Origin of the sequence: Caminibacter pacificus (assembly GCF_003752135.1) — a bacterium.
GTDB lineage: Bacteria > Campylobacterota > Campylobacteria > Campylobacterales > Nautiliaceae > Caminibacter > Caminibacter pacificus.
This window is the reverse complement of the sequence record NZ_RJVK01000002.1, coordinates 17,361-41,562: the sequence shown is the minus strand read 5'-3', so window position 1 is coordinate 41,562 and position 24,202 is coordinate 17,361. Positions and strand designations below refer to the sequence as shown.

The following is a 24,202-nucleotide window of genomic DNA, read 5'->3' as shown; positions in this document are numbered from 1 at the left end:
ATGGCAAAAGCGGTATTTGGGGGAGGGTGTTTTTGGTGTTTGGACGCGGTTTTTAGAAGAGTGAGAGGAGTTAAGGACGTTGTAGTCGGATATGCCGGAGGCAGAAGACCGAATCCGACTTACGAGCAGGTATGCACTGGCGTTACCGGGCATGCGGAAGTTGTGATGATAGATTACGACGAAAACGAAATTACTTACGATAAACTTCTTGATATTTTCTTTGATATCCACGACCCGACTCAATTAAACAGACAGGGCAACGACGTGGGTACACAGTATCGCTCGATTATTTTGTATCTAAACGATGAGCAAAAAGAAAAAGCGCTTAAAAAAATAGAAGAGCTAAAAAATAAAGGCATTAACGTAGTGACGGAAGTAAAACCTCTTGAGAAGTTTTACGAAGCGGAGGAGTATCATCAAAACTACTTCGCCAAAAATCCAAATCAGCCGTATTGTGCGTATGTCGTAGCACATAAAGTTATGAAATTTTTGGAAAAATACGGAAATTAAGTTTTTATTTTGTATCCGTATCCCTTTATATTTTCAAATTCTATTCCCGTTTTTTTCTTTAATCTAGTAATAAAAATATAAAGCGAATTTCCTTCTTTTCCCGTAGCGTTTATTATCTCATCAAGAGTGGCAAAGTCTTTATTTTTGAAGAGCATTAAAAAATTTACTTCATTTTTTGTGAGGATTGAGTAAGTGTTGTTTGAAATTAGGACTCTTTGGGAAGGTTTTAGAGTATAGTTTTTTATTTTTATTTCTTTTGGAAAAATTTTGTTAAGTTTATGAAGAAGTTCTTCTTTGACAAAAGGTTTTTTTATATAGTCTATAGCACCTTTTTTAAAAGCAGTGTCTATTATGCTGCCTTTGATGTAGGCTGATATTACTACTGCCGGAGAAAGGTAATCAAGTAGGTCTAGCCCTCCTACTTTAGGTAAGTTTATATCTATAAGATAGAGGTCGAATTTTTCTTTGGATTTTAATATACTTTCCCCATCATAAAATGCCTTTGCGTCATATCCGTTGTCTTTTAGGGTTTTTACTATAAGTCGGTTAAGAGAAATATCGTCTTCAATTACTGCAATTTTCATTGCTCTCCTTCAAAGTATATATGAATTTTACCGTTTTATTTTCTGATAATACATCGATTTTAATTTCGTATTTTTCAGCGATTGTTTTTATAATATACAACCCAAGACCAAAACCGCCCTTTACGTTTTCTTCTCTATAAAATTTTTTAAAGATTTTTTCTTTATCGGAAATTATGCCGCCGTTTTCAAAACTCAAAACGTTTTTTTTCAGATTTATACGTATTGCCTCGGATGTAGAATATTTAAGGGCATTTTTTATGTTGTTGTCTATTAATATTTCCATATCTTCTTCGTTTGCACAGATATAAAAATCCTCTAGTGATGCTATTATTTTTTTATTTTCGCTTTTTGCTATGTCTTTGAAATATTCAATTCGTTTTGAAACAAGCTCTTTTAAATTTATTTTTTTTACTCTTTTATGGTTTTTGTCAATGTAATAACTCATATTTTTGTATGATGAATATAATTTTTTAATGGCAGGTTTGAGCTCATCATAATCATCCATATATAAAGTTAAAATACTAATAGGAGTTGCCAATTCGTGGAGGGCAAAATGTATGAAATCATCTTTTGATTTTATAGCTTCTTGAAGTTTTTTAAGTGTATTGTTGTATGCCGTAATTACTTCTTTTAAGTTTTTATCCTCAACATTATTTTTAAAAACGGTTTCATTTTTTATTGACTGTGTAAAACTCTCAAGGGTTTTAAGTGTGGAGTTTATCAAAAGTACTATTACTGTACCTATAAGTGAAATAATAATAAAAGTAAAAATCAAAATGGCAGCCATTTTTTTTATTCTTTCACTGAAAACTGCATAATTAATATCTATTTTTAAGATAACGTAACTTTCTTTTTCAAACGGGTTATAGCTTAATATATACATTGCGTTTTTTGTAATTATAGGGTTTTTCTTTAAAAGAGCCCTGTAAAGTTTCATACCTTCTTTTCTTGCTTCTTTCATCTCTTTTAGTGTGTATTTTCTATATAGAGGCGTTATTATGTTGCATTGTTGGGCGTATTTTGTTTTGGGATGTATGAAATAAAGGGTGATTTCTTTTATGAAAGGATTGTTCTGTTTTATTTTTTTTATTTGTTCTTTGAAATAGTTTATTTTAGGATTTTTATAAATATAACCTATTTGCGTAACTATCCCGTTTTTATATACGTCACTAAATGAAATAAAGTTTGTTGTAGCCGGCTCACATATAGGTGGTGAGACATGAATGGTTTTATGAGACATTAAGAGGTCTTTTACAAAGGCTAGCGAGAAGTTTTGGTCGTATTTAAATGTCGTGTGTGTGATTACGAAATTTTTGTTGGTAACGAATATATGAAAATTAGGACCAAGTTTTTTTTTGATTTGTTGTATGTCTTCTTTTTTTAAATGTGATAGTAGATATTTGTGGGCTTTTATTATCTCTTTTTTTTTCAGGTTGTATTCTTTGAGTATTTCTTGTAGGAAATTGTTTGAAAGATATTCAATTTTATAAAAAATTAGCTCTTTTTGGGAGTTTATGTATTTGTTCTGAATTTTTATATATGCGGTTCCGATAAAAAGTAAAGATAACAAAAAAACAAAAATCAAAAGACTGATCAAAAATACAACTCGCTTAATTTTTGCCCTTTTTTCGTAATTTTAGCGAAAGTGAAAGAGAACTGAAAGGTTTTTTGTATTTAATTTTTTTGAAATACTAAAAAAAGGGGGAAAGGATGGAAAAGGTTATAACTGCATTTGTAATGTTTTTGGGGGTTACTTCGGTATATATATTTATAAATGAAAGTGTAAGTGAGGGGATTGCGCTTTTTGTAATTACACTGATTTTAATTGATTTTTTTTACAGAGTAGGGCTTCTGGAGGATGATACTAGAAGAAAAATTTAAAGGAGAAAGAATGAAAAAAATACTGTTAATATTTTTCAGTCTTATTGTGATTTTATTTTTTAGTGGTTGTAGTGATTCTAGTACTGAATATCATCATATTTTTCCACAGCAATTTAGAAATTGGTTTTTACAAAAAGGTATAGATGTTGATAAATATACTATTGCAATTACTAAGAAAGATCATAGAACCGGGAATCTGGCATTACACAAAACTCAATGGAATAGAGAATGGTATGAATGGATAAGACAACACCCTAATGCTACAAAAAGTGAAATTTTATATCAAGTAGAAAAAATGCTAAGAAAAAGAGGATTTGTAGGATTAATAAAATTATACGATTATAGAACTAAACAACCTGTAGGTGAATTAAAATTAATCGGGAGTGGATTTTTTGGTATCTTTGCAAGACTCGGGAGTTTAATTTTAAAGATTTTCGGTGCAAATAGTAAAATAAGTGTATTTTTAGTATGGTTGGGTTCAGCTGTTGCTAGTATGTTTGGTTTAAGAGTGAGTTCTGAAACAGCTGCAGGAATAGGACTAATAACAGTTGTAGTTTTTATATCAATCGCTGCATATGTAAGTTATATTTATCCAGATTTATGGATTTGGTTTTTAGGTACAATAGGAATCATTTTTGGATTTATTGAGTCTATTGAAGAATCCATTAATTAATGCGAAAGGAGAAAAATGAAATTAAGAGAATTAGGAGTTAAATTTACTACTTATCAAAAATTAAATTATCCTGAAAATTTAGGTAAGAGAACCAAATTTGGTGGTGACCCTGAATGGATTCAAAATGATCAAACTCCAATATGTCCAAAATGTAAAAACAAGATGGTTTTTGTTTCACAGATTGATTCATTCGATTATAACGGTTATCCGACAGAAGAAGCAGAGTATATTTTCGGCGATGTAGGTATGATATATGTGTTTTTTTGTTTTGAGTGTTTAGAAACTGAGTCAGTATTTCAATGTTATTAATTAATATTTTCTGATATAATCTCTCTAAAAAAAAGAGGGATTTTCCTATGCTTATCGATTCTTTCAACAGAACAATAGATTATATCCGCGTATCCGTAACAAGCAGATGTAATTTCAGGTGTCTTTATTGTATGCCGAATACTCCTTTTGAATGGGAACCTCACGAAAATATTTTAAGCTATGAAGAGATGTTTGAATTTTTGCGTCTTGCGATAGATGAGGGTGTTAAAAAAATACGCCTCACAGGGGGTGAGCCTCTTCTTAGAAAAGATTTGGATGTATTTGTAAAAATGCTTCATGATTACAAGCCCGAGCTTGATTTGGCATTAACTACAAACGGGTATTATTTGAAAGAATATGCAAAAAAACTCAAAAAAGCCGGGCTTAAAAGAGTAAACGTCTCACTTGATAGTCTAAAACCGGAAGTCGCTGCGAAAATCGCACAAAAAGATGTCTTGAATAAAGTAATTGAAGGGATTTTGGAGGCGAAAAAAGAGGGGCTTTTGGTGAAACTCAATACCGTTGTGATGAAAGGTATAAATGACGGAGAAATTTTGGATTTGCTCGAGTGGGCGAAAAAACACGGAATGACTATCAGGTTTATAGAGTTTATGGAAAATGAGAGAGCGTACCCAGGAATAAAAAGAGTTTCTTCGGATGAGATATTAAAAGAAATTTCTAAAAAATATAATTTTAAAGAGCTACCTAAAGACAACAGTGCGAGTAAATATTTCGAGCTTGAAGACGGATATGTATTCGGAATAATAGAGCCTCATAGTGAAGATTTCTGTAAAAGTTGTAATAGGATTCGTTTGACGGCGGAGGGGTATTTGATTCCTTGTCTTTTCTTTACGGAAAGTTATAATATTAAAGAAGCGATAAGAAAAGGTGATATTAAAAAAGCCGCCGAAATTTTAAGAGAGGTGGTAAAAAACAAACCTGAAAAGAACGATTGGCAAGAAGAGGAAGTTTCAAGCAGAGCGTTTTGGGAAACGGGGGGATAGTTTTTTAATGGAAAAATGGATAATGAAGAATTGACAATGGAGAATTTTGGTGAGTTTGTGAAATGTAGTATAAAAACAAATAAGCGGAGGATGAAAAAAGCGGCAAGGGGATAAGATGAAAATCAAATACAGAAAAAACGAAAATTGGGGAATGTTGAGTTTTAGGACTATCGATATCGATGGAATCGAAGAGCTTATAAGAGAAAAAATTCTTGAAAAAGAGACACAAGATATCGATATTTTGGATGTAAAAATTGAGATTGACGATGATGTTTATATAGTTCACGTATTTTATGCAAGGGAAGTTGATGAATGAGATAAAATCCGCGGCAAAAGCTATTAAAGAAGCGAAATATCTACTCATAACGGCAGGTGCCGGTATGGGAGTGGATAGCGGGCTGCCCGATTTTAGAGGAGATGAGGGATTTTGGAGAGCTTATCCTATAGCTAAAAAATTGGGTCTTAATTTTCAAGCACTTGCAAATCCGAGGTGGTTTGATATCAATCCGCGTCTTGCTTGGGCGTTTTACGGGCATAGGCTTAATTTATACAGAAGTACGACTCCTCATGAAGGGTTTAAAATCCTTTTGAATATGCCTCATGAAAAATTCGTATTCACATCAAACGTCGACGGGCAGTTTCAAAAAGCCGGCTTTAGTGAAAATAAAATAGTGGAAATTCACGGAAGTATTCACTATTTACAATGCACTGAGCCGTGTAGTGACGAAATATGGGAAAATAACGAAATTATCGAAATAGATATGGAAAAATTCGAGGCTTTGAATTTTCCGTATTGTAAAGAGTGCGGTAAAATCGCAAGACCGAATATTTTGATGTTCGGAGATTTTAGATTTGTTGAAAATCGAGTGGATAGGCAGCTTGAGAATTTTAATCGTTGGTTAAGCAAAATCGACGATAAACTCGTAATTGTGGAAATAGGGGCCGGAAAAGCGGTACCGACCGTTAGGCATATGAGTGAGAGAATAAAAGATATGTACCAAGCAAAACTTATAAGGATAAATCCACGAGAAAGTGACGGAGCCGATATCGAGATTAAGAAAGGTGCCAAAGAGGCATTAACAATGATTTCACAATATTTATGATATAATTTTTCGATTTCAAAAGAAAGGTGATTTATGAAAAAATTACTATTAGCAACTATTTCAGGTGCAGTATTATTTGCATTTAATATGCAAGTTGGGAAAACATATCAATGTCAAACTGTAGGTATTTCTTTTAAAGAAGGTAATCAAACGAGAAATATTCCTGCAAACGATAAAACAAAAGAGGCACTTAAAAAAGCTCTTGGAGATATTTATAGTGTAAAAGCAAAACTTCAAGATAGTAAAGATTTGAGTTTAAGTGCAAACGGAAAATCGGAAGTTTTAAAATTCAGAGGAAAATGGAAAAACTATAATCAATACGTTTCAAAAAGCGGTGCGCTTATTTTTATGCCTGATAAAAACACTACAAGCGATAATGCGGCTTTGATTGTTGTGCCTAAACAACTAATCGTATTTTATAAATGTAAATGATCGTATTCGTATACGGAAGTTTAAAAAGAGGCAAAAGATTGCACTCTTACTTGAAAAGCGCTAAGTTTTTGGGTGAGGGTGTAACTTGTAGGCCTTATCCTTTAATAGTCAGTAAAAGCGGCTGGTATCCGTATCTGATAGAAAAAAAAGGCGGATATAAAATAAAAGGCGAAGTTTATAAAATCACTCCGAAACTCTTAAAAATTCTCGATAAAATAGAAGAAGCTCCCAATTACTACTACCGCAAAAAAATTTGTGTTAAAATAAACGGTAAAAGCGTAAAAGCTTGGACGTATTTCGTAAGAAAGCCTCCTAAATTTACAAAAAAAGAATTGATTAAAGAATTTTAGTTTAAGTTTTGTTTATTTTTATCGGGTATTCTTTGTAAAAAAGGGAAAATATGAATATTTTAATCGTAGAAGACGATTACGATTTGCATGATACTATAAAAGATTTTTTAGAACTTCAAGGTTTTAAATGTGATAGTGCGTTTGACGGTAAAAGTGCGGTTGAGAAAATTTACGAAAAAGATTTTGATGTTGTAATATTGGATGTAAAATTACCTGAAATGAACGGTTTTGAAGTGGCAAAAAGAGTGAGAGAATTTAGCAAAGTTCCTATAATTTTTCTAACTTCTCTTGACGGTGAAAAAGACGTTGAAAAAGGTTTTTTAAGCGGAGGAGACGACTATATAAGAAAACCTTTTTCTTTGAAAGAATTAAAACTTAGAATCGATGCTATTATCAAAAGAGTTTATGGGGATAGCGAACGAGTTAAAATCAGAGATTTTGAATTCGATTTGAAAAATATGACTTTGTATAAAGACGGAAAAGAGGTACATCTCAAGCCAAAACACGCAAAACTTTTGAAATTTTTTATAAAAAATAAAAATCAGGTTGTTAGCAAAGATGAAATTTTTAATGCAATTTATGATTATGACGAAGAGGTAAATGAAAATTCTTTAAGAGTGTTTATTAAAGATTTGAGAAATATTTTAGGAAAAGATAGTATCGAAACATTAAAAGATAGAGGATATAGATTTGTTGGCTGAAAAAAAATCACTTAAGAGATTCTTGCTTGTTTATATACTTTCTACTATGTTTTTGATAGCGGTAGGGGAGTGGTTTTATTATAAATTAGCACTTCATTCCGTTATCAAAAACGATATTATGACTATTCAAAAAGAGCTTAGTAATTTTTTGAAAGATAAAAAATTCAAACTTTTAATAGACCGACAAGTTCCTTTTAAAATTGACGATACCAAATACGCCGTTTTCGTAAACGGAGAATTTATGTACGGAGATTTTAATAAAAATATAAACGAGCCTTTTTTAGTAAAAGATAATAAACTTTACTATAAAAAAATTTTATTTAAACGATGGGGAAAAATTGAGATAATTTTTGAAAAAAGTATAAAAAAAGAGGTCGAAAATATAAAAAAAGAGCTTTTGGTATTTGCCGTTTTTGCCTTTTTGTTTGTCTGTATTATCGCTTTTATTTTAGGAAAAATTTTTTTGCGTCCGATGAGAGATGTGATTAATAATCTTGAAAGTTTCATAAGAGATACGACTCATGAAATGAATACTCCTATAAGCGTGATATTGAGTAATATTGAAATTCTAAAGATGAAAAACGTCCCTTCAAAAGAATTAAAAAGAATCGAAAACGCGGCTTTTAGACTATCTAAGATTTTTAAAGACCTTACATTTGTGCGACTTCATCATCAGCAAAAAAGAGATATCGTAAAGGTGGATTTGGCCGAGTTTATACAAAATAGGCTTGTAATGTTTGAAACTCAAATAGAAAATAAAAATATAAAAATCATAAAAAATCTTCATAATGAGATTATTGAAATCGACAAAGAGGATTTAACTAGGTTAATTGACAATATTTTATCAAACGCAATTAAATATTCATCTCCGAATAAGGAAATATTTATTAATTTAAAAGATGGCGTATTTAGCGTAGTAAACGAAGGCGAAATAAAAAATTTAAAAGAGATAACAAAAAAATTTGTAAGAGAAAATAGTAGTGAAGGCGGATTCGGGCTTGGGCTTTTTATCGTTAAAGAGATTTGCAAAAGATACGGTTTTGATTTCGAGATAAAAAATCAGGAAAACTTCGTAAAGGTCTCCATTAATTTTAAATCTGAATAATTATTCATTTTTGTTTATTTTGTGTTTATTTACAAGGTGTAAAATACAATTAAAAGTTTTAAGGAGGGAAAAATGAAAAGATTAATTGCAATGTCTTTAGTTGCTATGACAACTCTTTTTGCAAGCAACTATCAACAAAAACCGATTGAAAAATATGTAATTTCTATGCCTAAACAAGCTCTTTCACGTATGGAAATAAAAGACTTGATGCATATGAGAGAAGAAGAAAAACTTGCAAGAGACGTTTATATTACGCTCTATAGTAAATGGCATTTGCCGGTATTTAAAAATATCTCAAAAAGTGAAAGCTGGCATATGCATATGATTAAACTTTTGTTAAACAAATACAATCTTCCCGATCCTGTTGAAAAAATCGGAGATAAAGTGGGAGTTTTTGAAAATAGAAAATTACAAAATCTCTATTATAAACTCGTTGCAATGGGTGAAAAAAGTCCGGTTGCCGCTTTGAAAGTCGGAGCATTGATTGAGGATTTGGATATTTACGATTTGAATAGAGCAATAAGAGATACGGATAATAAAGATATAAAATTCGTATATTCGGCTTTAAGACACGGTAGTGAAAATCATATGAGGGCATTTGTAAGACTCCTTAGAAGTTACGGTAGCGATTATACGCCTAAATATATCTCAAAATCTTATTTCGATAATATTTTGTCTTCAAAAGGAAAAGCGTTCGGGTTTAATAACGCGCTTAGTGAAATTTATGGAAAAGTAGTAAAAGTTTATCAATTACCGGGACTTAGAAAAGGCGTTACTTGGTGGATGATGGATGTTGAAACTAAAAATAAAACAATAAGAGTCGCTATAGCTCCTACATGGATATTACCTGAGGTTGCCGTTAGAGCTGGAGATATAGTCGAGATTGAAGGATATCAGGGAATGTATAGTTTTATTGTTTGTAAATTAGAAGATAAAACAAGCGGATTTGAGTATATTTCAAGAAGTAAAAGGTGTGCGAAATGAAACGAAAATGGATAGATCTGTTTTTGTTTTATTCAACCGTAATGATTATTTTTAGCGGAATTGTTTTATATATTATGCCTCACGGAAGGGTTGCTTATTTTACGGGTTGGACGTTTTTGGGTCTTGGAAAAGACGCATGGGATAATTTGCACGTTATTTTCGGTATTTTAATGGTGATAGTAGCTATTTGGCATATCGTTGTAAATTGGAAGGTTTTAAAAAAATATTTAATTGCCAAAGAATCACTGTTTTCTTTGGCGATTGTTGTTTTTATTATTTTCGGAACGGTAAATAATTTACAACCGTTTAAAGCCGTTAGCGATTTTGAAGAATATGTAAAATCTTTATGGCCACAAAACAAATATCAGATTCCCATAGCTCACGGTGAGCTTTTAACCTTAAACGATTTTTGTAAAAAATTGGGAATAAATGAAACGGAAGCTTTAAAAACATTAAAAAAGAACGGAATTAGTGCTGAGCTTGATGAAACATTAAAAGAGATAGCGCAAAAAAACAATAAAACTCCCGTTGAAATTTATCAAATGATTAAAAACTTGAAAAAAGAACCAACTATAAAACCGAAATTTATGCCGGGAAGCGGTATGGGAAGAATGAGTTTGGAGGAATTTTGTAAGAAATATCATATTGATATAAATAAAGCTATATATAATCTCAAAGAAAGAGGAATAAAAGCTGATAAAAAGATGACTTTAAGGGAGATTGCTTTTAAAAACAATTTAACTCCTATAGATATAGCTGAGATAGCCTCTCAATAGTTTGACATATGTTAGAAAGTTTTGTATAATTTTATAAACATATGTCAAATAAGGAGGGGAAAATGAGTGCTGATAAAAGATTCACTTACGGTTTTATGTTGCTTATGTTTTTTACGCTGGTTTTTTTACCGGCACTTAAAATTTTAATTAAAGGATAAAAATGAAAAAAATTTTACTTTCTATGTTATTTGTAATTACATCATTGTTTGCGTTTAGTAAAAAAGTAACGATTACGAATAATGAAAAACAAGCTTTGAGTTATATGTATGAAGAAGAAAAACTCGCAAAAGACGTATATTATACTCTAGGCAAAATGTATCCGAATTTAAGCGTATTTAATCGAATATATAATGCCGAAATAGTGCATGAAACAAGTGTTGCGAATGTTATGAAACATTATAATCTTCCTCTTCCTGTAAGAGGAGATGTAATAGGGAAATTTACAAATCCTCATTTGCAAAAACTTTATAATCAATTAATAGCTCTTGGTAAAAAATCTCCGGTAGATGCTTTAAAAGCCGGAATTATGGTAGAGGTGACTGATGTTGATGATTTGGACAAATACCTAAAAACGGCAACTTCTCCTGATGTTATAGCTCTTTTTAAATTTTTAAGAGCGGGAAGCTATAATCATTATAATGCTTTTAATTGGTCATTGAAAAACTTAACCGGTAAAACAGCGTGTGAATTGATGAGTAAAGAGTGGTGTAAAAATTATCCGTTCAAAAGAGGAATCGGTAGAGAATACAGAAATTGGTATTGGTTCGCTGGAGCCGGAGGAGGAATGAGATAATTCCTCTTTTAGTTTTTTATAAAATCTTCTAAAATCTTTTTGTGGTCAAATACCAGTTCATCCCACGGAATATCTTCGAGTTTAACGACAAACGTTTCTTTAGCGTCATCTCCGGCTTTCGGATAATCAAAAGCGTGACAAACGAAAACGATACTTGCGGTATGCATTCTCGGGTCGCGGTTGGGGTCTGAATATGCACCTAAAATTTTTTCAATCATAACATCCAAATTCGTCTCTTCTTTCATTTCACGAATAAGAGCTTCTTCAACTTTTTCGCCGTAATCTACAAAACCTCCCGGCAGTGCATATCCGAGAGGAGGATTTTTTCTTTTTATAAGTACTATTCCTTTAAAATCGGGATTAAAGATTTTTATAATTCCGTCAACCGTTAAAAAAGGAGTCGGTCTTACCCAATCCGGAATATTTAATTTTTTGGCTTCATCGCAAAGTTTCATTGTTGTCCTTTAAAACGGCAAATAATCCGCGTCTATAATTTCTACTTTTTCTTTTTCAATTTTGCAAACAGGATAATTTTTAGTGAAAATTTTACATTTCATTTTCGAGAGATTTTCTAAAAAAGATAAAAACTCTTTTTCATCGATAATTTTTAAGGCTTTAAGCATCCCATTAATTTCACAATCTTCGTAATATGAAATTTCAATGTCATTATTTTGTATGGTATAAAGTTTTATTATTGCAATTTCAACGTTTGCTTTTTTGTTAATTAAAGTTAAAATTTCTTGTTTTAGTTTATTCACTCGTGTTTTCATCTGTAATATTGAATTCTTTAGAATCGACTACCTGATCGTTATCAACGATACTTACTCTCCATTTTCCGACAAAACACGGTTGAATATTGATAGTTGAGTATGTTCTCCATCTCGAACCGGTGTATATAGGTAATTGAACGTCGGCATAGATTTTCCAAACGCCGTTTACATTTTTTTCCCAAACAAAGTCGATGAGTCTGTTTTCTTTAATATTGGTAAAATAAGCAAAAGCATAAACTTTTTTGTCTTTTGTCGTAAATGTGTCGGTAATTTGTTGAGGTGTTAAATCGACCACTTTTTTGCAAGTTACGAACTCTTTAATATCATAAGCAAAAGCGATTACCGCAAGTAAAGTTAAGAGTAATTTTTTCATTTAAACCTCCAAGATTAAGGTAACGGGTCCGTCGTTTAAGATTTCGACTTCCATATGAGCTGCGAAAACTCCTTCTTTTGTCGGAATATATCGGTTAAGTTCTTCTATCATTTTAGCATAAAATTCTTTTGCACTCTCTGGTGACATCGAGTTTTGAAAATTCGGTCTTGTGCCTTTTTTTGTAATTGCTGGGATTGTGAAATTCGGTATGAGTAAAACCTCACCATTTATATCGATAACGCTTTTTTCGAATCTATCACCGAAAATTCTTAAATTTGCAATTTTTTTCGCCATTTTTTTAAGTTTCTCTTCGGTGTCTTCTTTTTCAAATCCAATAAGTACGCAAATTCCTTCATTTATTTGATTGATGAGTTTATTTTCAACGCTTACACTTGCTTTTTTTACTCTTTGGATTACCGCTTTCATGCTTCCTCCGCAAGTTTTAATAAAAATTGGGCCACTTTTTCACTATCATTAGGGCATTCTACAACTTTATACTCTTTTATTCCTATTTCATCCGCTAAATGTTTATATTCCACTTTCAATTCCAAATCTGTTTCGCTGTTGTCTATCATAAAAGATATCGGATAAATAAGCACTTTTTCATTTTTAAATTCTTTTAATTTTTCATCAAGATAAGGCTGTAACCATTCTCCTCTGCCAAATCTTGATTGAAACGCCAAACTGACCGATTTGAATTGAGGCAGTTTCTCTTTTAAAATTTCTACGTGTTTTTTTACTTCTTCTTCGTAGCTATCTCCGGATTCTATTATTTTTTTAGGTAGTCCGTGAGCTGAAAATATCAAATTCCACTCACTCGGATTTTCAACGGAATTTAATATATTTTCTTTTAAAATTTCATTAAATTCTTCGTTTTGATAAAAAGGTTTTACTATTTTAACCTTACCTTTGAAATTGGTGTTTTTCAAATCATCCAGAGCACTTTCTACTGTCGTAAAAGAGTAATGAGGGTACATCGGAATAAAAATAATTTCATCGTATTTATGAATCGAATCTTTTAAATAAGGAGCGGTATATCTCATAGCATAAATTACGTCGTATTTTTCGTTTTTCATTTTTTCACATAAACTTTCGGTTACTTTGTGAAGTCTGCTACCGCCAATTGTTTCGTAGTTTTTCCATACTTTTTTGTATCTTATATTTGAGATAAGAGGAGCTAAGATATGACGGATTGGAGAGTTGATTATTCTTTTGTCTTTAAACATATTATAAAGAAATTCTTTAAGCTCCTTTTCGCTTCTGGCCCCTCCCATATTGTGTAGTATTATCGCTTTCATTTTATCTCCACGTAATCTTTGATATTGATTCCGAAACCTTTAAGAGCGTTTAATTCGCTTTTGTGTTTTGATATTAGATTCAGATTTTTAATACCCAAAGATTTTAATATCTGCGCTCCGATTCCGAATTCTTTATTGTCTTTGCTGTTAGAATCGATAAATACGATAACTCCGTTGTTGAATTTTATATATTCGAGCACTTTTTGATACTCTTTCATCAGTGAATCGTTTAGTAAAAAATCTACGTTTTTGGTGACTTTGTAAAATTTAACGTTTGTTGTTTCTTTTGGATTATTGGCTATTACGTAGTGAGTTTGTCCCAAATGGTCTTTAAAGACTATTTTTTTAAATTTGACGTCGTTTAGGATTATTTCTTCTTCAGCCGTTTTTTCGACTAAGCTTTCAAATTGCATTCTATATTCTACGATGTCGGAGATATAGACGATATTTAGATTATGCTCTTTTGCGAATTTTTTCAAATCGTCTCTTCTTGCCATCGTGCCGTCTTCGTTCATAATCTCGCATATTACGGAACTTGGGAATACGCCCGCAAGTTTGCAGATATCTACGCTTCCTTCGGTATGACCGGTTCTGACAAGCACGCCTCCTTCTTTTGCGATAAGCGGGAAAATATGTCCCGGTTTTACAAAATCATCCGGTTTTGAGGTAGGGGATGAGAGTTTTTTGATAGTCAAATCCCTCTCAAAAGCACTTATTCCCGTTTTGCACTCTTTTGCATCAACACTTATTGTAAAAGCCGTCGAAAAACTCTCTTGATTTTGAGGAACCATCGGGTTTAGTTCGAGTCTTTTTGCGATATCTTTGGTGATACTCACACAAATAAGCCCTTTTCCTTTACTTGCTAAAAAATTTACCTTCTCAGGAGTCGAAAACACTCCGGCATATACCAAATCGCCTTCGTTTTCCCTATCTTCATCATCAATCATAATTATGATTTTGCCTTGTTTTATATCTTCGATCGCTTGTTTAACTCTTTCAATTGCTTCTGACATCAAAGGCCTTTTTTTCGTAATTTTATCAAAATATATACTTTTAGAAATTTTTGTCATTTTTGCATAATTTATATAGTTTATTATCTCATAAAAAAAAGGGGTCGGGGTGAATAATGTAATAACATCAACATTGGGATTGTTTAGTGTTTTTATGATTGGGTGTGGGGGTAGTTCGAGTAATAGTGTCGATATGGTGACGCAAATGGCAAACGCTTCATTGGAAAAAGTTCAACAAAGTGCCGAAACATTGGAAAACAACGATGTTACTGACGTTATAACTCTACAGAGTATTAATAGTGACCTTTTATCGACATCTACGTTATCTACGAAAGTTTCTTCGAATATTGCGTGTGATAACGGAGGATTGGCACAGATTAGTAAAACTACAAGCGGATATGTGATAAATTATGACAATTGTCAATTAAATTCTCATTTTTTAGACGGAACGTTGTCAGTAGATGCTAGTAATTGCGACGTATGTGGTATTTGTACAGATAAAAAATATACTTTTTTGAGTGATTTTAAATTGGATAATACTATTTTTTCAAAAGATTCGACTATCGATTTGGTAAATACCATTAATGATAATTGTGATATAACGAATCTTTCTTTAAATGAGAATGTAACTTTTTTAAAGAATTCAAACAGCTATAAACTTGAAAATGCAAATATAATTTCTCAAATAAACGATTCTAACGTTACTTGGAAATATAACGGAGGAAGAATTATTTTTGATGATAACACTTATGCATTAATTTCCGAAACTACAAAAGACTTTTTGTCTCAAAACGGAGAATTGGTGGAGTTCGAAAATAAATTTTTATTTGACAATTCAAACGGACTTGCGAATTATCAAAATGGAAAATTAAGTTTGTATTTGGATACGAATAATGACGGAAAATACGACAAAAACGAAACTATCAATTAGTTTCGTATAGCCCTGCGAAATTTATAAAAAGTCTGATAGCATTCATCATAGCCTGGTATTGAATGTAATTTCTATCGCCTTTTAAGTGTAATAGTTCGACTTGAAGATTTTTCCTATCCGCGACTCCTATATAAACCGTACCTACCGGTTTTGTCGGAGTGCCACCCGTAGGCCCGGCTATTCCGCTAACGGCAATAGCAAAATCGGCTTTGCTGATTTCTATAGCTCCTAAGAGCATCTCTTTTACCGTCTGTTCGCTAACTGCTCCGTATTTTTCGAGAGTTGAGTTTTCCACTCCGAGCCATTCGTGTTTTATTCTATTTGCGTATGTTACTACGCTTCCGTCAAAACAATTGCTTGAGCCGCTTATTTTAGTAAGATGACTTGCAATAAGCCCTCCCGTGCAGCTTTCGGCAAAAGTGATTTTTTTAGGAGGGAGAGTTTTAACGATATGTTCGAAAAGATTTCCGAAGACAACATAAGGAATTGTCGAAATTATCTCTTTTTTTATCGTATCGCTTAAAGGTTCTGTGACGATTTCTACAAATCCTCCTTCGTTTTCATATATGGTATAATCGAGTTTGTGGGCGTTTAAAATAGGCTCCAAAAACATTAAAGCCGTATCTTTGTCCATTTTGAATACGTTTATTCTCTCAAAAGACGGGGTTATTATAAATATTTCCGGTACCTCTTTTTCCAACAATATTACGTTTACGTTTTTACCACCGAGCTCCACTAAAAAGCTGTTTTTAGAAAATTTACTTTTTTCCGGTACTAAAATGTCGTTTTTTACCACTATGTTTTGGTTTGCAAGCCTTGCGATTATTCTCGTAACCAAAGGATAAGTTTTTTGGTTTGTGACAATTAACGTATCGCTGCTCGGTCTAAAATCGATATCGAAACTATCGATATACTTTATCGCGTCAAAGCTGATATATCTGAAAAGCTCTTCTTTTAGCGCTTTTTTGAATCTCCACTCTTTACCGACAAAAATTACTTCCATGCTCTCTCCTTTGTGTTATAATAATTATAACAAAAGGAGCTGCTATGAAAACAAAACTACCCGAATACACACTTCCAAAAGAGAAAGTTTTTAAAAGCAACGGAAAGTTAAAAAGAAAATTTTATGAAAAAGAGCTCTTAAAACTCCAAGTAGAACTTGTAAAACTTCAAGCTTGGATAGTAAATAATAAAAAAAGAATGTTGGTAACTTTCGACGGAGTCGATACCGCAGGAAAAGACGGCACGATTAAAAGAATTTTAGAGCATCTCAATCCTCGAGTAGCCAGAAGCGTAGCACTGCCAAAACCGAGCGACAGAGAAAAGACTGAGTGGTATTTTCAAAGATACGTGCCTCATTTTCCGGCAGGTGGAGAGATGGTCTATTTTAATAGAAGCTGGTACAATCGTGCGACTGTGGAGAGGGTTTTTAATTTTTGCACTCACGAAGAGTATCTCAGATTCATAAGACAAGTGCCTAAATTTGAAGATTTGATTGTGGATGAGGGGATATATTTTATTAAGTTTTGGCTTCAAATTTCAAAAAAAGAGATGAAAAAAAGACTCAAAGCAAGAGAAAACGACCCTCTTAAAAATTGGAAACTTTCATCTCTTGATTGGGAGAGTTATAAGCATTATGAGGACTATCAAAAATATAAACAAGAGATGTTCGATTTATCCGCTACGCCATATGCTCCATGGGTTGAAGTGGATGCGAATGATAAAAAAAGAGCGAGAATAAACGTCATAAGATACATTTTAAGCAAGTTCGATTATCCTGACAAAGAATATTTTTACGAAGCCGACCCGAACATAGTAAAAGTTATAACAAACGCCGGATAATTTTGATATAATACTGCGTAAAAAGGACAATTGAATGGATTATAAAGAGACTCTCCTTTTGCCTAAAACCTCTTTTCCGATGCGCGGGAATCTTCCACAAAACGAGCCTAAAAGATACCAAAAATGGTTTAGTCAAAACGTCTATGAAAGAATGAAAGAAAATAGACGCGGAAACGACAAATTCAATCTACACGACGGACCTCCGTATGCAAACGGACATATTCATATCGGTCACGCACTTAATAAAGTTTTAAAAGATATTATTAATAAATATTACTATTTCCAAGGATTCGATATCAGATACGTACCTGGTTGGGATTGTCACGGACTGCCAATAGAACAACAAGTGGAAAAAAAGATTGGTAGAGAGAAAAAAGAAACCCTTCCGAAAACAAAAATCAGAGAACTATGCCGCGAACACGCCGCGAAATTTATCGAAATTCAAAAAGAAGAGTTTAAATCGTTGGGAATTATCGGTGATTGGGAAAATCCATATAAAACTATGGATTTCGAATTTGAAGCCGACATTTATAAAGCACTCTCCGAAATTGCCAAAAAAGGTCTTTTAATAGAGAGAAGTAAGCCTGTATTTTGGTGTATGCACGATAAAACCGCTCTTGCGGAAGCGGAAGTTGAATATGAAGACAAAGAAGATTATTCAATCTACGTAGCGTTTCCTCTAAGCAAAGAAGCAAACAAAGCACTCGGGACTAAAAGCGCGAAAATTATCATCTGGACTACTACGCCATGGACGCTTCCTGCGAATATGGGAATTGCTCTGAATCCTGAAACTCCTTATGTTTTAACGAGTGATAATTTTATAGTTGCAAAACCTCTTTATGAGAGATTAAAAGAAGAGGGTGTGGTAAACGGCGAAATCGTAAAAGAATTCGATCCTAAAGAGCTTGAAGGACTAAAAGCCGTAAATCCTCTAAACAATAGATTATCGGTAATTCTTCTTGGAGAGCACGTAACAATGGACGGCGGTACGGGATGCGTTCATACGGCTCCGGGGCATGGTGAAGAAGACTACAGAGTTTGGAGAGCATACGGATACGAAGAGATTTTACAACCTGTTGATGATGAAGGAAAATATTCTCCTATTATCGTAAAAGAAGGTCTTTTACCTGAGAATTTCGTAGGTATGCATATTTTTGAAGCGAATGAAAAAATTTTAGAGATTTTAGGTGAAAATTTAATCAAAGCTTCAAAATTCACACACAGCTATCCGCACTGTTGGAGATGTCATAATCCTGTTATTTTCCGCGCGACCAAACAATTTTTTATCGTAATGGATAAAGAGTATGAGGGCGATACTTTAAGAAACAAAGCCCTAAAAGAGATTCAAAACGTAGAATTTACACCTCCAAGCGGTAAAAACAGACTATCTACGATGGTTAGCAACAGACCTGATTGGTGTGTAAGCCGTCAGAGAGATTGGGGTGTGCCGATTGCGTTTTTTAGAGATAAAACAACGGGAGAGCTTTTAATAGACGATGAGATTATCGAGCATATTTATAATATTTTTAAAGTAAAAGGCGCCGATGCTTGGTATGATATGAGTATTGAAGAGTTATTGCCGGAATCAAAAAAATCTCTTGCTCCTAATCTTGAAAAAGTAAACGACATTCTTGATGTATGGTTCGATAGCGGCTCGACTTGGTTTGCTGTGCTTAAATCGGGCAGATACGACGCCGGTGAATATCCTGCGAGTATGTATCTTGAGGGAAGCGACCAGCATAGAGGATGGTTCCAAAGTTCGCTTTTAGTATCTACAGCGGTAGAAAACAGAGCTCCTTATAAATCCATTCTTACTCACGGATTCACCGTTGATGAAAAAGGTGAAAAAATGAGTAAGTCCAAAGGAAACGTAGTAGCTCCGAGCGAAGTGGCAAAAAAATTCGGTACCGAAATTCTTAGACTTTGGGTTGCTACGAGCGATTATAGCGGAGATATCAAACTTGGTGAGAATATTCTAAAACAAGTGGCGGAACAATATAGAAAAATAAGAAATACAATAAGATTCTTGCTTGCTAACGTAAACGACCTTGAAGAGATAAAACTTGATAATCCGTCAATGATTGACAAATGGATTTTAAGCAGAACGAAAGAAGTGTTTGATGAGGTTGTGTATCTTTTCGGAAAATATGATTTTTCAAAAGCGTTTAATATTCTAAATAACTTCATCGTAACGGAACTTAGCGCTATTTATCTTGACGTATGTAAAGACAGATTATATTGTGAACCTCTAAATTCGCCAAAAAGAAGAAATTCACAAAGTACAATGGCGATTATTTTAAAAGAGATGCTGCCGCTTTTAGCGCCTGTGCTTACATATACTATGGACGAAGCGGTAGAGCATGCTCCTAAAGTAATTAAAGAAGACGCACGTGATATTTTCGATTTTATCTATACTCCGCTTGCGGCTGTTGAGAATCCTATTGATGAGGATATTTTGGAAATCAGAAGAAGATTTTACGAAATCGTAGATAAACTCAAAAAAGAAAAAGTAATAAAAGACACTCTTGAGCTTGCTATTGAGACTAATTACGATAAACTATTGGTAGATGAAATGGCTGAATTTTTTAACGTAAGTATGATTTGTGACAATATAGAGGGTGAAACGCTTGATGAATTCCATGTGGGAGATGAGCAATTCGTAGTGAAAGTTAAAAAATCTCCTCTTCACAAATGTCCGAGATGTTGGAGATATTTATCAAAAGAAGAAAACGAGCTTTGTGAGAGATGTCAAAAGGCTCTTAATGGATAAACCTGTACCTTTTTGGTTTGTCCTATTTACGATTATCGTACTTGTAGGCGGTAGTTATTTGATTTATTTGTGGCTTAAAAGTTTAAAAATAGATATAAAGGATGAGAATGATAACTCTTAAAGAAGCATTAAATTTACCAAAAGAAGAATTAAAAGAAATAAAAAAAGAGATTAATAAAAAAGCAAAAGAAAATAAAAATTTGGGCGGATATATCGAGCAGTTTTTGGGTGTTGATTTAAGCGAAGCGGGTGATGGCGTGCCTATCGCTATCAAAGACAATATCAACGTAAAAGATTGGGAAATTACTTGTAGTTCGAAGATTCTTCAAGGATATGTTGCTCCATATAACGCGACGGTAATTGAGAAAATGTTAAGCGCGGGGCTTAGTCCGTACGGTAGATGTAATATGGACGAATTCGCTATGGGAAGTTCGACAGAAACCAGCCAATACGGAAAAACCCTAAATCCTCATAATCCAAATAGAGTTCCGGGTGGTAGTAGCGGTGGTAGTGCTGCAGTTGTAGGAGCAGGGCTTGCTATTGCCGCTCTTGGAAGCGATACGGGTGGGTCTATCAGACAACCTGCCGCGTTTTGTGGTGTTGTGGGGATGAAACCTACATACGGAAGAGTTAGCAGACTCGGACTTGTTGCGTTTTCAAGCTCTCTTGACCAAATCGGACCTATTACCCAAAACGTAGAAGATGCGGCTATTTTATACAATATTATCGCAGGACACGACCCTAAAGATTCGACTTCAGCTCCTGTAGAAAACAAAAAAATAGAAATTAACGAAAATAGAAAACTTAAAATCGCCGTAATCGACAACTACATAGAAGAAGCGGACGAAGATATCAAAAAAGCTATTTTAGACGTTATAGCTCAGCTTGAAAAAGAGGGGCATACTATAATTCACAAAACTCTTATGAACTCAAAATACGACGTTGCGACTTATTACGTCGTAGCTACAGCCGAAGCTAGCTCGAACCTTGCGAGATTCGACGGAATGAGATACGGACATAGAATCGAAGGAAAAGACCTTAAAGAAACTTATAAATTAACAAGAGCGCAATTCGGTGAAGAGGTAAAAAGAAGAATTATGCTCGGAACTTTCGTTCTCTCAAGCGGATATTACGACGCATATTATTTAAAAGCTCAAAAAGTAAGACACTTAATCAAAAACGAATTCGATAAGCTTTTTGCCGAAGCGGACTTGGTACTTACACCCGTAACTCCTACTACGGCTTTTGAATTCGGAAGCAAAAAAGACCCGCTTGAAATGTACTTAAGCGATATTTATACTATTAGCGTAAACTTAGCGGGAGTACCTGCAATTTCTCTTCCTATCGCAAAAGATAAAGACAATATGCCAATAGGCTTGCAACTTATCGCAAAACATTTTGACGAACAAACTCTATTTGACGGAGCAAAAATAGTAGAAAACATCGTAAAGGAAAGCAAATGAGAATCAAATACAAAGCACTGACATTCGAAGACGTATTATTAGTACCTAAATATTCAAACGTTTTACCAAAAGAAGTGGATTTAAAAACAAAATTCACAAGAAACGTCGAACTTAATATTCCTATCGTATCGGCGGCTATGGATACAGTTACGGAAGCAAGGGCTGCTATTGCTATTGCAAGACTCGGAGGAATCGGGGTAATTCATAAAAATATGGATATCGCTACTCAAGCAAAAGAGGTTGAAAAAGTTAAAAAAAGCGAGAGTGGAATTATAATCGATCCTGTAAAAGTTTTTCCGGATGACACTATTGCAAAAGCTCTTGATATTATGGCGACTTATAAAATTTCAGGTGTGCCTGTTGTTGATAAAAACGGAAAACTTGTAGGGATTTTAACAAATAGAGACCTTAGATTTGCAAAAAACTACTCTAAAAAAGTTAAAGAGCTTATGACTCCAATGCCTCTTGTAACCGCAAAAGAGGGAATTACTCTTGAAGAAGCCGAAGATATTTTACACGAACATAAAATCGAAAAACTTCCGATTGTTGATGATGAGGGGTATTTAAAAGGTCTTATTACTATTAAAGACATCCAAAAGAAAAAAGAATATCCTAATGCAAACAAAGATAAATTCGGAAGATTAAGAGTTGCGGCGGCTGTTGGAGTCGGTAACGGAATAGAAAGAGCGGCAGCACTTGTAGGAGCCGGAGTTGACGTAATCGTTGTCGATTCGGCTCACGGACATTCTCAAGGAATTTTGGATTTGGTAAAAGCTATAAAAGAGAGATTTGACGTTGATGTAGTAGCCGGAAACGTTGCTACCGCAGAAGCTACAAGAGACTTAATCAAAGCCGGAGCGGATGCTGTAAAAGTTGGAATCGGTCCAGGAAGTATCTGTACGACAAGAATCGTTGCTGGTGTTGGTGTGCCTCAAATCAGTGCGATTGACGAATGTGCCGCAGAAGCTAAAAAACACGGAGTACCTGTAATAGCAGACGGAGGTATCAAATATTCCGGTGATATCGCAAAAGCATTGGCTGTAGGTGCGAGCAGCGTAATGATAGGAAGCTTGCTTGCGGGTACTGAAGAGTCTCCTGGTGAAACTATTATGTATCAAGGAAGACAATACAAATCTTACAGAGGTATGGGAAGTATCGGCGCTATGCAAAAAGGAAGTAACGATAGATATTTCCAAGAGGGAACTGCTGCTGATAAATTGGTACCGGAAGGAATTGAGGGAATGGTACCTTATAGAGGAAAAGTTGCCGATGTAATTCATCAATTAATCGGCGGGCTTAGAGCATCTATGGGGTATTGCGGTGCAAAAGATATTCCTACATTCCAAGAAGTGGCGGAATTCGTGGAAATTACAAGCGCAGGACTTAAAGAATCTCACGTTCACGACGTTACTATCACAAAAGAGGCTCCTAACTATCATCAATAAAACTTATAACTTTCCCTCTTTTTCATTATTTTTACTTATATCTTAATTTTTCTTTAATATATGTTAAATTTTCGATATAATAAAATGAATAACAATTTATTTAAAAGGAGTGCCAATGAAAAAATTGGTTATAGGCGCATTATCTGCGGCAGTATTAGCAACGAGTGCGTTTGCTTATGAATACATCACGATAGGAACTGGTGGAGTAACGGGAGTATATTATCCGACAGGTGGAGCAATTTGTAGAATTATGAACAAGATGAAAAAACAAACAGGTATTAAATGTACTGTAGAAAGTACGGGAGGAAGCGTATATAACATCAACGCTATTAAAAAAGGTGAGCTTGATTTCGGTATCGCTCAATCAGACGTAGTATATCAAGCATACAACGGAGAGGGAAAATTTAAAGGTAAACCGTTTAAAGGTTTAAGAGTTGTTATGTCAATTCACCCTGAACTTTTGACTCTTGTAGTTAGAAAAGATAGCGGAATTAAAAACTTTTTTGACTTAAAAGGTCACAGAATCAATATCGGAAACCCTGGAAGCGGTAACGAAGCTGCTGTAAAAACATTATTTGATTACTGCAAAAAAATGAATTTAAAAGATATCAAAGTAGAGCAACTAAAAGCGGCTGAATGTCCGAACGCTCTTAAAGATAAAAAAATCGACGGATATTTCTATATGGTAGGACATCCAACTGCAAATATCAAAGACGCGGCAAACTCAGTGGCAATCGATTTGATTTCTCTTGATAACGTACCTGCGGCTCAAAAACTTGTAGCTGAAAAACCTTATTATGCATGGGGAGTGATTCCTGCTGGAATGTACAAAGGTGTAAATCATCCTACAAAAACATACGGAGTTAAAGCTATCCTTGTTACAAGTAACAAAATGGATGAAAAAACCGTATATTATCTAACAAAAGCGATTCTTGACAACTTTGACAAATTCAAAAAAATGCACCCTGCATATAAAAACTTAACTAAAAAAGACTTACTAAAAGGTTTCGATCATAATATGATGCACCCTGGAGCAGTAAAAGCATTCAAAGAAGCGGGACTTCTATAATTTTTCCCCTTCTTTTTTTGAAAAAA

The 24,202-nt window shown here is 33.7% G+C and carries 30 protein-coding genes; 21 read left to right on the top strand and 9 right to left on the bottom strand.

Translation table 11 applies throughout. From position 1 onward, the window contains the following. Entirely contained in the window at positions 1–510 is a 510-nt protein-coding gene (gene msrA / locus EDC58_RS03895; RefSeq protein ID WP_123352205.1) for a peptide-methionine (S)-S-oxide reductase MsrA, read from the top strand. Here msrA and EDC58_RS03890 read toward each other — a convergent pair. Together EDC58_RS03890 and EDC58_RS03885 are read right to left on the bottom strand one after the other, a co-directional pair. Next, positions 507–1,094, bottom strand: a complete 588-nt coding sequence (locus tag EDC58_RS03890; protein ID WP_123352204.1) for a response regulator transcription factor — start codon at positions 1,092–1,094, stop codon at positions 507–509. The genes msrA and EDC58_RS03890 overlap by 4 nt on opposite strands. After that, positions 1,075–2,679, bottom strand: a complete 1,605-nt coding sequence (locus tag EDC58_RS03885; protein ID WP_136779786.1) for a sensor histidine kinase — start codon at positions 2,677–2,679, stop codon at positions 1,075–1,077. Before EDC58_RS03885 ends, EDC58_RS03890 begins: the two co-directional genes overlap by 20 nt. Before the next feature lie 125 nt (positions 2,680–2,804). Between EDC58_RS03885 and EDC58_RS10070 the strand changes: the two genes are divergently transcribed. The 13 genes from EDC58_RS10070 (at position 2,805) to EDC58_RS03825 (ending at position 11,205) form a co-directional block, all read left to right on the top strand. Further along, entirely contained in the window at positions 2,805–2,975 is a 171-nt protein-coding gene (locus tag EDC58_RS10070; protein WP_170151112.1) for a hypothetical protein, read from the top strand. A 10-nt stretch (positions 2,976–2,985) separates the two neighbouring features. Beyond that, positions 2,986–3,648 carry a DUF2380 domain-containing protein gene (locus tag EDC58_RS03880; protein ID WP_170151111.1) on the top strand — a complete coding sequence of 221 codons (663 nt, stop codon included), beginning with the start codon at positions 2,986–2,988 and terminating at the stop codon, positions 3,646–3,648. Between the two features lie 15 nt (positions 3,649–3,663). Continuing rightward, positions 3,664–3,957, top strand: coding sequence for a hypothetical protein (locus EDC58_RS03875; protein ID WP_123352201.1), 294 nt, complete (start codon positions 3,664–3,666; stop codon positions 3,955–3,957). A gap of 47 nt (positions 3,958–4,004) precedes the next feature. Then, positions 4,005–4,961, top strand: a complete 957-nt coding sequence (moaA, locus tag EDC58_RS03870) for a GTP 3',8-cyclase MoaA (protein ID WP_123352200.1) — start codon at positions 4,005–4,007, stop codon at positions 4,959–4,961. Between the two features lie 115 nt (positions 4,962–5,076). Continuing rightward, a complete protein-coding gene (locus EDC58_RS03865; protein WP_123352199.1) occupies positions 5,077–5,277 on the top strand; it encodes a hypothetical protein in 201 nt (66 codons plus the stop codon). Beyond that, positions 5,270–6,064 carry an SIR2 family NAD-dependent protein deacylase gene (locus tag EDC58_RS03860; protein WP_123352198.1) on the top strand — a complete coding sequence of 265 codons (795 nt, stop codon included), beginning with the start codon at positions 5,270–5,272 and terminating at the stop codon, positions 6,062–6,064. Before EDC58_RS03865 ends, EDC58_RS03860 begins: the two co-directional genes overlap by 8 nt. A 33-nt stretch (positions 6,065–6,097) precedes the next feature. After that, positions 6,098–6,496, top strand: coding sequence for a hypothetical protein (locus EDC58_RS03855; protein WP_123352197.1), 399 nt, complete (start codon positions 6,098–6,100; stop codon positions 6,494–6,496). Further along, a complete protein-coding gene (locus tag EDC58_RS03850; protein ID WP_123352196.1) occupies positions 6,493–6,846 on the top strand; it encodes a gamma-glutamylcyclotransferase family protein in 354 nt (117 codons plus the stop codon). The genes EDC58_RS03855 and EDC58_RS03850 overlap by 4 nt, the downstream gene beginning before the upstream one ends. Before the next feature lie 50 nt (positions 6,847–6,896). Next, entirely contained in the window at positions 6,897–7,547 is a 651-nt protein-coding gene (locus EDC58_RS03845) for a response regulator transcription factor (protein WP_123352195.1), read from the top strand. Further along, the gene (locus EDC58_RS03840; RefSeq protein ID WP_123352194.1) at positions 7,537–8,652 is read left to right on the top strand and encodes a sensor histidine kinase; all 1,116 of its coding nucleotides are present in this window, start codon (positions 7,537–7,539) and stop codon (positions 8,650–8,652) included. The genes EDC58_RS03845 and EDC58_RS03840 overlap by 11 nt, the downstream gene beginning before the upstream one ends. A 72-nt stretch (positions 8,653–8,724) precedes the next feature. After that, positions 8,725–9,636, top strand: coding sequence for a DUF2202 domain-containing protein (locus EDC58_RS03835; protein WP_123352193.1), 912 nt, complete (start codon positions 8,725–8,727; stop codon positions 9,634–9,636). Then, on the top strand, positions 9,633–10,412 hold the full coding sequence (locus EDC58_RS03830; protein ID WP_123352192.1) for a DUF4405 domain-containing protein: 780 nt from the start codon (positions 9,633–9,635) through the stop codon (positions 10,410–10,412). The genes EDC58_RS03835 and EDC58_RS03830 overlap by 4 nt, the downstream gene beginning before the upstream one ends. Before the next feature lie 160 nt (positions 10,413–10,572). Next, positions 10,573–11,205, top strand: a complete 633-nt coding sequence (locus EDC58_RS03825; RefSeq protein WP_123352191.1) for a ferritin-like domain-containing protein — start codon at positions 10,573–10,575, stop codon at positions 11,203–11,205. Between the two features lie 8 nt (positions 11,206–11,213). Here the strand turns inward: EDC58_RS03825 and EDC58_RS03820 are convergent, their stop codons facing one another. The 6 genes from EDC58_RS03820 to EDC58_RS03795 are packed head-to-tail and all read right to left on the bottom strand — an operon-like array spanning position 11,214 to position 14,659. After that, positions 11,214–11,660, bottom strand: a complete 447-nt coding sequence (locus EDC58_RS03820) for an NUDIX domain-containing protein (RefSeq protein ID WP_123352190.1) — start codon at positions 11,658–11,660, stop codon at positions 11,214–11,216. A 9-nt stretch (positions 11,661–11,669) separates the two neighbouring features. Beyond that, positions 11,670–11,975 carry a hypothetical protein gene (locus EDC58_RS03815; RefSeq protein ID WP_211325226.1) on the bottom strand — a complete coding sequence of 102 codons (306 nt, stop codon included), beginning with the start codon at positions 11,973–11,975 and terminating at the stop codon, positions 11,670–11,672. After that, positions 11,956–12,348 carry a DUF2914 domain-containing protein gene (locus EDC58_RS03810; RefSeq protein WP_123352188.1) on the bottom strand — a complete coding sequence of 131 codons (393 nt, stop codon included), beginning with the start codon at positions 12,346–12,348 and terminating at the stop codon, positions 11,956–11,958. Before EDC58_RS03810 ends, EDC58_RS03815 begins: the two co-directional genes overlap by 20 nt. Further along, positions 12,349–12,774, bottom strand: coding sequence for a D-aminoacyl-tRNA deacylase (gene dtd, locus EDC58_RS03805; protein ID WP_123352187.1), 426 nt, complete (start codon positions 12,772–12,774; stop codon positions 12,349–12,351). Then, positions 12,771–13,646: a ferrochelatase gene (gene hemH, locus EDC58_RS03800; RefSeq protein ID WP_123352186.1), complete on the bottom strand. Its 876-nt coding sequence runs from the start codon at positions 13,644–13,646 to the stop codon at positions 12,771–12,773. The genes dtd and hemH overlap by 4 nt, the downstream gene beginning before the upstream one ends. Further along, complete coding sequence (locus EDC58_RS03795; RefSeq protein ID WP_123352185.1) at positions 13,643–14,659, bottom strand: bifunctional 3,4-dihydroxy-2-butanone 4-phosphate synthase/GTP cyclohydrolase II; 1,017 nt, start codon at positions 14,657–14,659, stop codon at positions 13,643–13,645. Before EDC58_RS03795 ends, hemH begins: the two co-directional genes overlap by 4 nt. Before the next feature lie 106 nt (positions 14,660–14,765). Here EDC58_RS03795 and EDC58_RS03790 point away from each other — a divergent pair, with 106 nt between their 5' ends. After that, the gene (locus tag EDC58_RS03790; RefSeq protein ID WP_123352184.1) at positions 14,766–15,587 is read left to right on the top strand and encodes a hypothetical protein; all 822 of its coding nucleotides are present in this window, start codon (positions 14,766–14,768) and stop codon (positions 15,585–15,587) included. Here EDC58_RS03790 and EDC58_RS03785 read toward each other — a convergent pair. Then, complete coding sequence (locus EDC58_RS03785; RefSeq protein ID WP_123352183.1) at positions 15,580–16,590, bottom strand: CinA family protein; 1,011 nt, start codon at positions 16,588–16,590, stop codon at positions 15,580–15,582. The two genes, EDC58_RS03790 and EDC58_RS03785, sit on opposite strands and share 8 nt — an antisense overlap. A gap of 44 nt (positions 16,591–16,634) precedes the next feature. Between EDC58_RS03785 and ppk2 the strand changes: the two genes are divergently transcribed. The 6 genes from ppk2 (at position 16,635) to EDC58_RS03755 (ending at position 24,176) form a co-directional block, all read left to right on the top strand. Further along, positions 16,635–17,429 (top strand): polyphosphate kinase 2, encoded by a 795-nt coding sequence (gene ppk2, locus EDC58_RS03780; protein ID WP_123352182.1) that lies wholly within the window; start codon positions 16,635–16,637, stop codon positions 17,427–17,429. A gap of 34 nt (positions 17,430–17,463) precedes the next feature. After that, positions 17,464–20,199: an isoleucine--tRNA ligase gene (ileS, locus tag EDC58_RS03775; RefSeq protein ID WP_123352181.1), complete on the top strand. Its 2,736-nt coding sequence runs from the start codon at positions 17,464–17,466 to the stop codon at positions 20,197–20,199. Then, complete coding sequence (locus tag EDC58_RS03770; RefSeq protein WP_123352180.1) at positions 20,192–20,320, top strand: glutamyl-tRNA amidotransferase; 129 nt, start codon at positions 20,192–20,194, stop codon at positions 20,318–20,320. Before ileS ends, EDC58_RS03770 begins: the two co-directional genes overlap by 8 nt. Beyond that, positions 20,307–21,662, top strand: a complete 1,356-nt coding sequence (gatA, locus tag EDC58_RS03765; RefSeq protein ID WP_123352179.1) for an Asp-tRNA(Asn)/Glu-tRNA(Gln) amidotransferase subunit GatA — start codon at positions 20,307–20,309, stop codon at positions 21,660–21,662. The genes EDC58_RS03770 and gatA overlap by 14 nt, the downstream gene beginning before the upstream one ends. Next, a complete protein-coding gene (gene guaB, locus EDC58_RS03760; RefSeq protein WP_123352178.1) occupies positions 21,659–23,107 on the top strand; it encodes an IMP dehydrogenase in 1,449 nt (482 codons plus the stop codon). The genes gatA and guaB overlap by 4 nt, the downstream gene beginning before the upstream one ends. A gap of 115 nt (positions 23,108–23,222) precedes the next feature. Further along, the gene (locus EDC58_RS03755; protein ID WP_123352177.1) at positions 23,223–24,176 is read left to right on the top strand and encodes a TAXI family TRAP transporter solute-binding subunit; all 954 of its coding nucleotides are present in this window, start codon (positions 23,223–23,225) and stop codon (positions 24,174–24,176) included. The last annotated feature ends 26 nt before the right edge of the window (positions 24,177–24,202 follow it).

Excerpts from the sequence above, each read along its gene's own strand:
- EDC58_RS03875 (WP_123352201.1), top strand. The coding sequence starts at position 3,664 with ATGAAATTAAGAGAATTAGGAGTTAAATTTACTACTTATCAAAAATTA.
- EDC58_RS03890 (WP_123352204.1), bottom strand. The coding sequence starts at position 1,094 with ATGAAAATTGCAGTAATTGAAGACGATATTTCTCTTAACCGACTTATA.
- EDC58_RS03880 (WP_170151111.1), top strand. The coding sequence starts at position 2,986 with ATGAAAAAAATACTGTTAATATTTTTCAGTCTTATTGTGATTTTATTT.
- EDC58_RS03755 (WP_123352177.1), top strand. The coding sequence starts at position 23,223 with ATGAAAAAATTGGTTATAGGCGCATTATCTGCGGCAGTATTAGCAACG.
- ppk2 (WP_123352182.1), top strand. The coding sequence starts at position 16,635 with ATGAAAACAAAACTACCCGAATACACACTTCCAAAAGAGAAAGTTTTT.
- EDC58_RS03860 (WP_123352198.1), top strand. The coding sequence starts at position 5,270 with ATGAATGAGATAAAATCCGCGGCAAAAGCTATTAAAGAAGCGAAATAT.
- EDC58_RS03820 (WP_123352190.1), bottom strand. The coding sequence starts at position 11,660 with ATGAAACTTTGCGATGAAGCCAAAAAATTAAATATTCCGGATTGGGTA.
- EDC58_RS03850 (WP_123352196.1), top strand. The coding sequence starts at position 6,493 with ATGATCGTATTCGTATACGGAAGTTTAAAAAGAGGCAAAAGATTGCAC.
- dtd (WP_123352187.1), bottom strand. The coding sequence starts at position 12,774 with ATGAAAGCGGTAATCCAAAGAGTAAAAAAAGCAAGTGTAAGCGTTGAA.
- EDC58_RS03845 (WP_123352195.1), top strand. The coding sequence starts at position 6,897 with ATGAATATTTTAATCGTAGAAGACGATTACGATTTGCATGATACTATA.
- hemH (WP_123352186.1), bottom strand. The coding sequence starts at position 13,646 with ATGAAAGCGATAATACTACACAATATGGGAGGGGCCAGAAGCGAAAAG.
- EDC58_RS03810 (WP_123352188.1), bottom strand. The coding sequence starts at position 12,348 with ATGAAAAAATTACTCTTAACTTTACTTGCGGTAATCGCTTTTGCTTAT.
- moaA (WP_123352200.1), top strand. The coding sequence starts at position 4,005 with ATGCTTATCGATTCTTTCAACAGAACAATAGATTATATCCGCGTATCC.
- ileS (WP_123352181.1), top strand. The coding sequence starts at position 17,464 with ATGGATTATAAAGAGACTCTCCTTTTGCCTAAAACCTCTTTTCCGATG.
- EDC58_RS03795 (WP_123352185.1), bottom strand. The coding sequence starts at position 14,659 with ATGTCAGAAGCAATTGAAAGAGTTAAACAAGCGATCGAAGATATAAAA.
- EDC58_RS03855 (WP_123352197.1), top strand. The coding sequence starts at position 6,098 with ATGAAAAAATTACTATTAGCAACTATTTCAGGTGCAGTATTATTTGCA.
- EDC58_RS03865 (WP_123352199.1), top strand. The coding sequence starts at position 5,077 with ATGAAAATCAAATACAGAAAAAACGAAAATTGGGGAATGTTGAGTTTT.
- msrA (WP_123352205.1), top strand. The coding sequence starts at position 1 with ATGGCAAAAGCGGTATTTGGGGGAGGGTGTTTTTGGTGTTTGGACGCG.
- EDC58_RS10070 (WP_170151112.1), top strand. The coding sequence starts at position 2,805 with ATGGAAAAGGTTATAACTGCATTTGTAATGTTTTTGGGGGTTACTTCG.
- EDC58_RS03825 (WP_123352191.1), top strand. The coding sequence starts at position 10,573 with ATGAAAAAAATTTTACTTTCTATGTTATTTGTAATTACATCATTGTTT.
- guaB (WP_123352178.1), top strand. The coding sequence starts at position 21,659 with ATGAGAATCAAATACAAAGCACTGACATTCGAAGACGTATTATTAGTA.
- EDC58_RS03830 (WP_123352192.1), top strand. The coding sequence starts at position 9,633 with ATGAAACGAAAATGGATAGATCTGTTTTTGTTTTATTCAACCGTAATG.
- gatA (WP_123352179.1), top strand. The coding sequence starts at position 20,307 with ATGATAACTCTTAAAGAAGCATTAAATTTACCAAAAGAAGAATTAAAA.
- EDC58_RS03785 (WP_123352183.1), bottom strand. The coding sequence starts at position 16,590 with ATGGAAGTAATTTTTGTCGGTAAAGAGTGGAGATTCAAAAAAGCGCTA.
- EDC58_RS03835 (WP_123352193.1), top strand. The coding sequence starts at position 8,725 with ATGAAAAGATTAATTGCAATGTCTTTAGTTGCTATGACAACTCTTTTT.
- EDC58_RS03770 (WP_123352180.1), top strand. The coding sequence starts at position 20,192 with ATGGATAAACCTGTACCTTTTTGGTTTGTCCTATTTACGATTATCGTA.
- EDC58_RS03815 (WP_211325226.1), bottom strand. The coding sequence starts at position 11,975 with ATGAAAACACGAGTGAATAAACTAAAACAAGAAATTTTAACTTTAATT.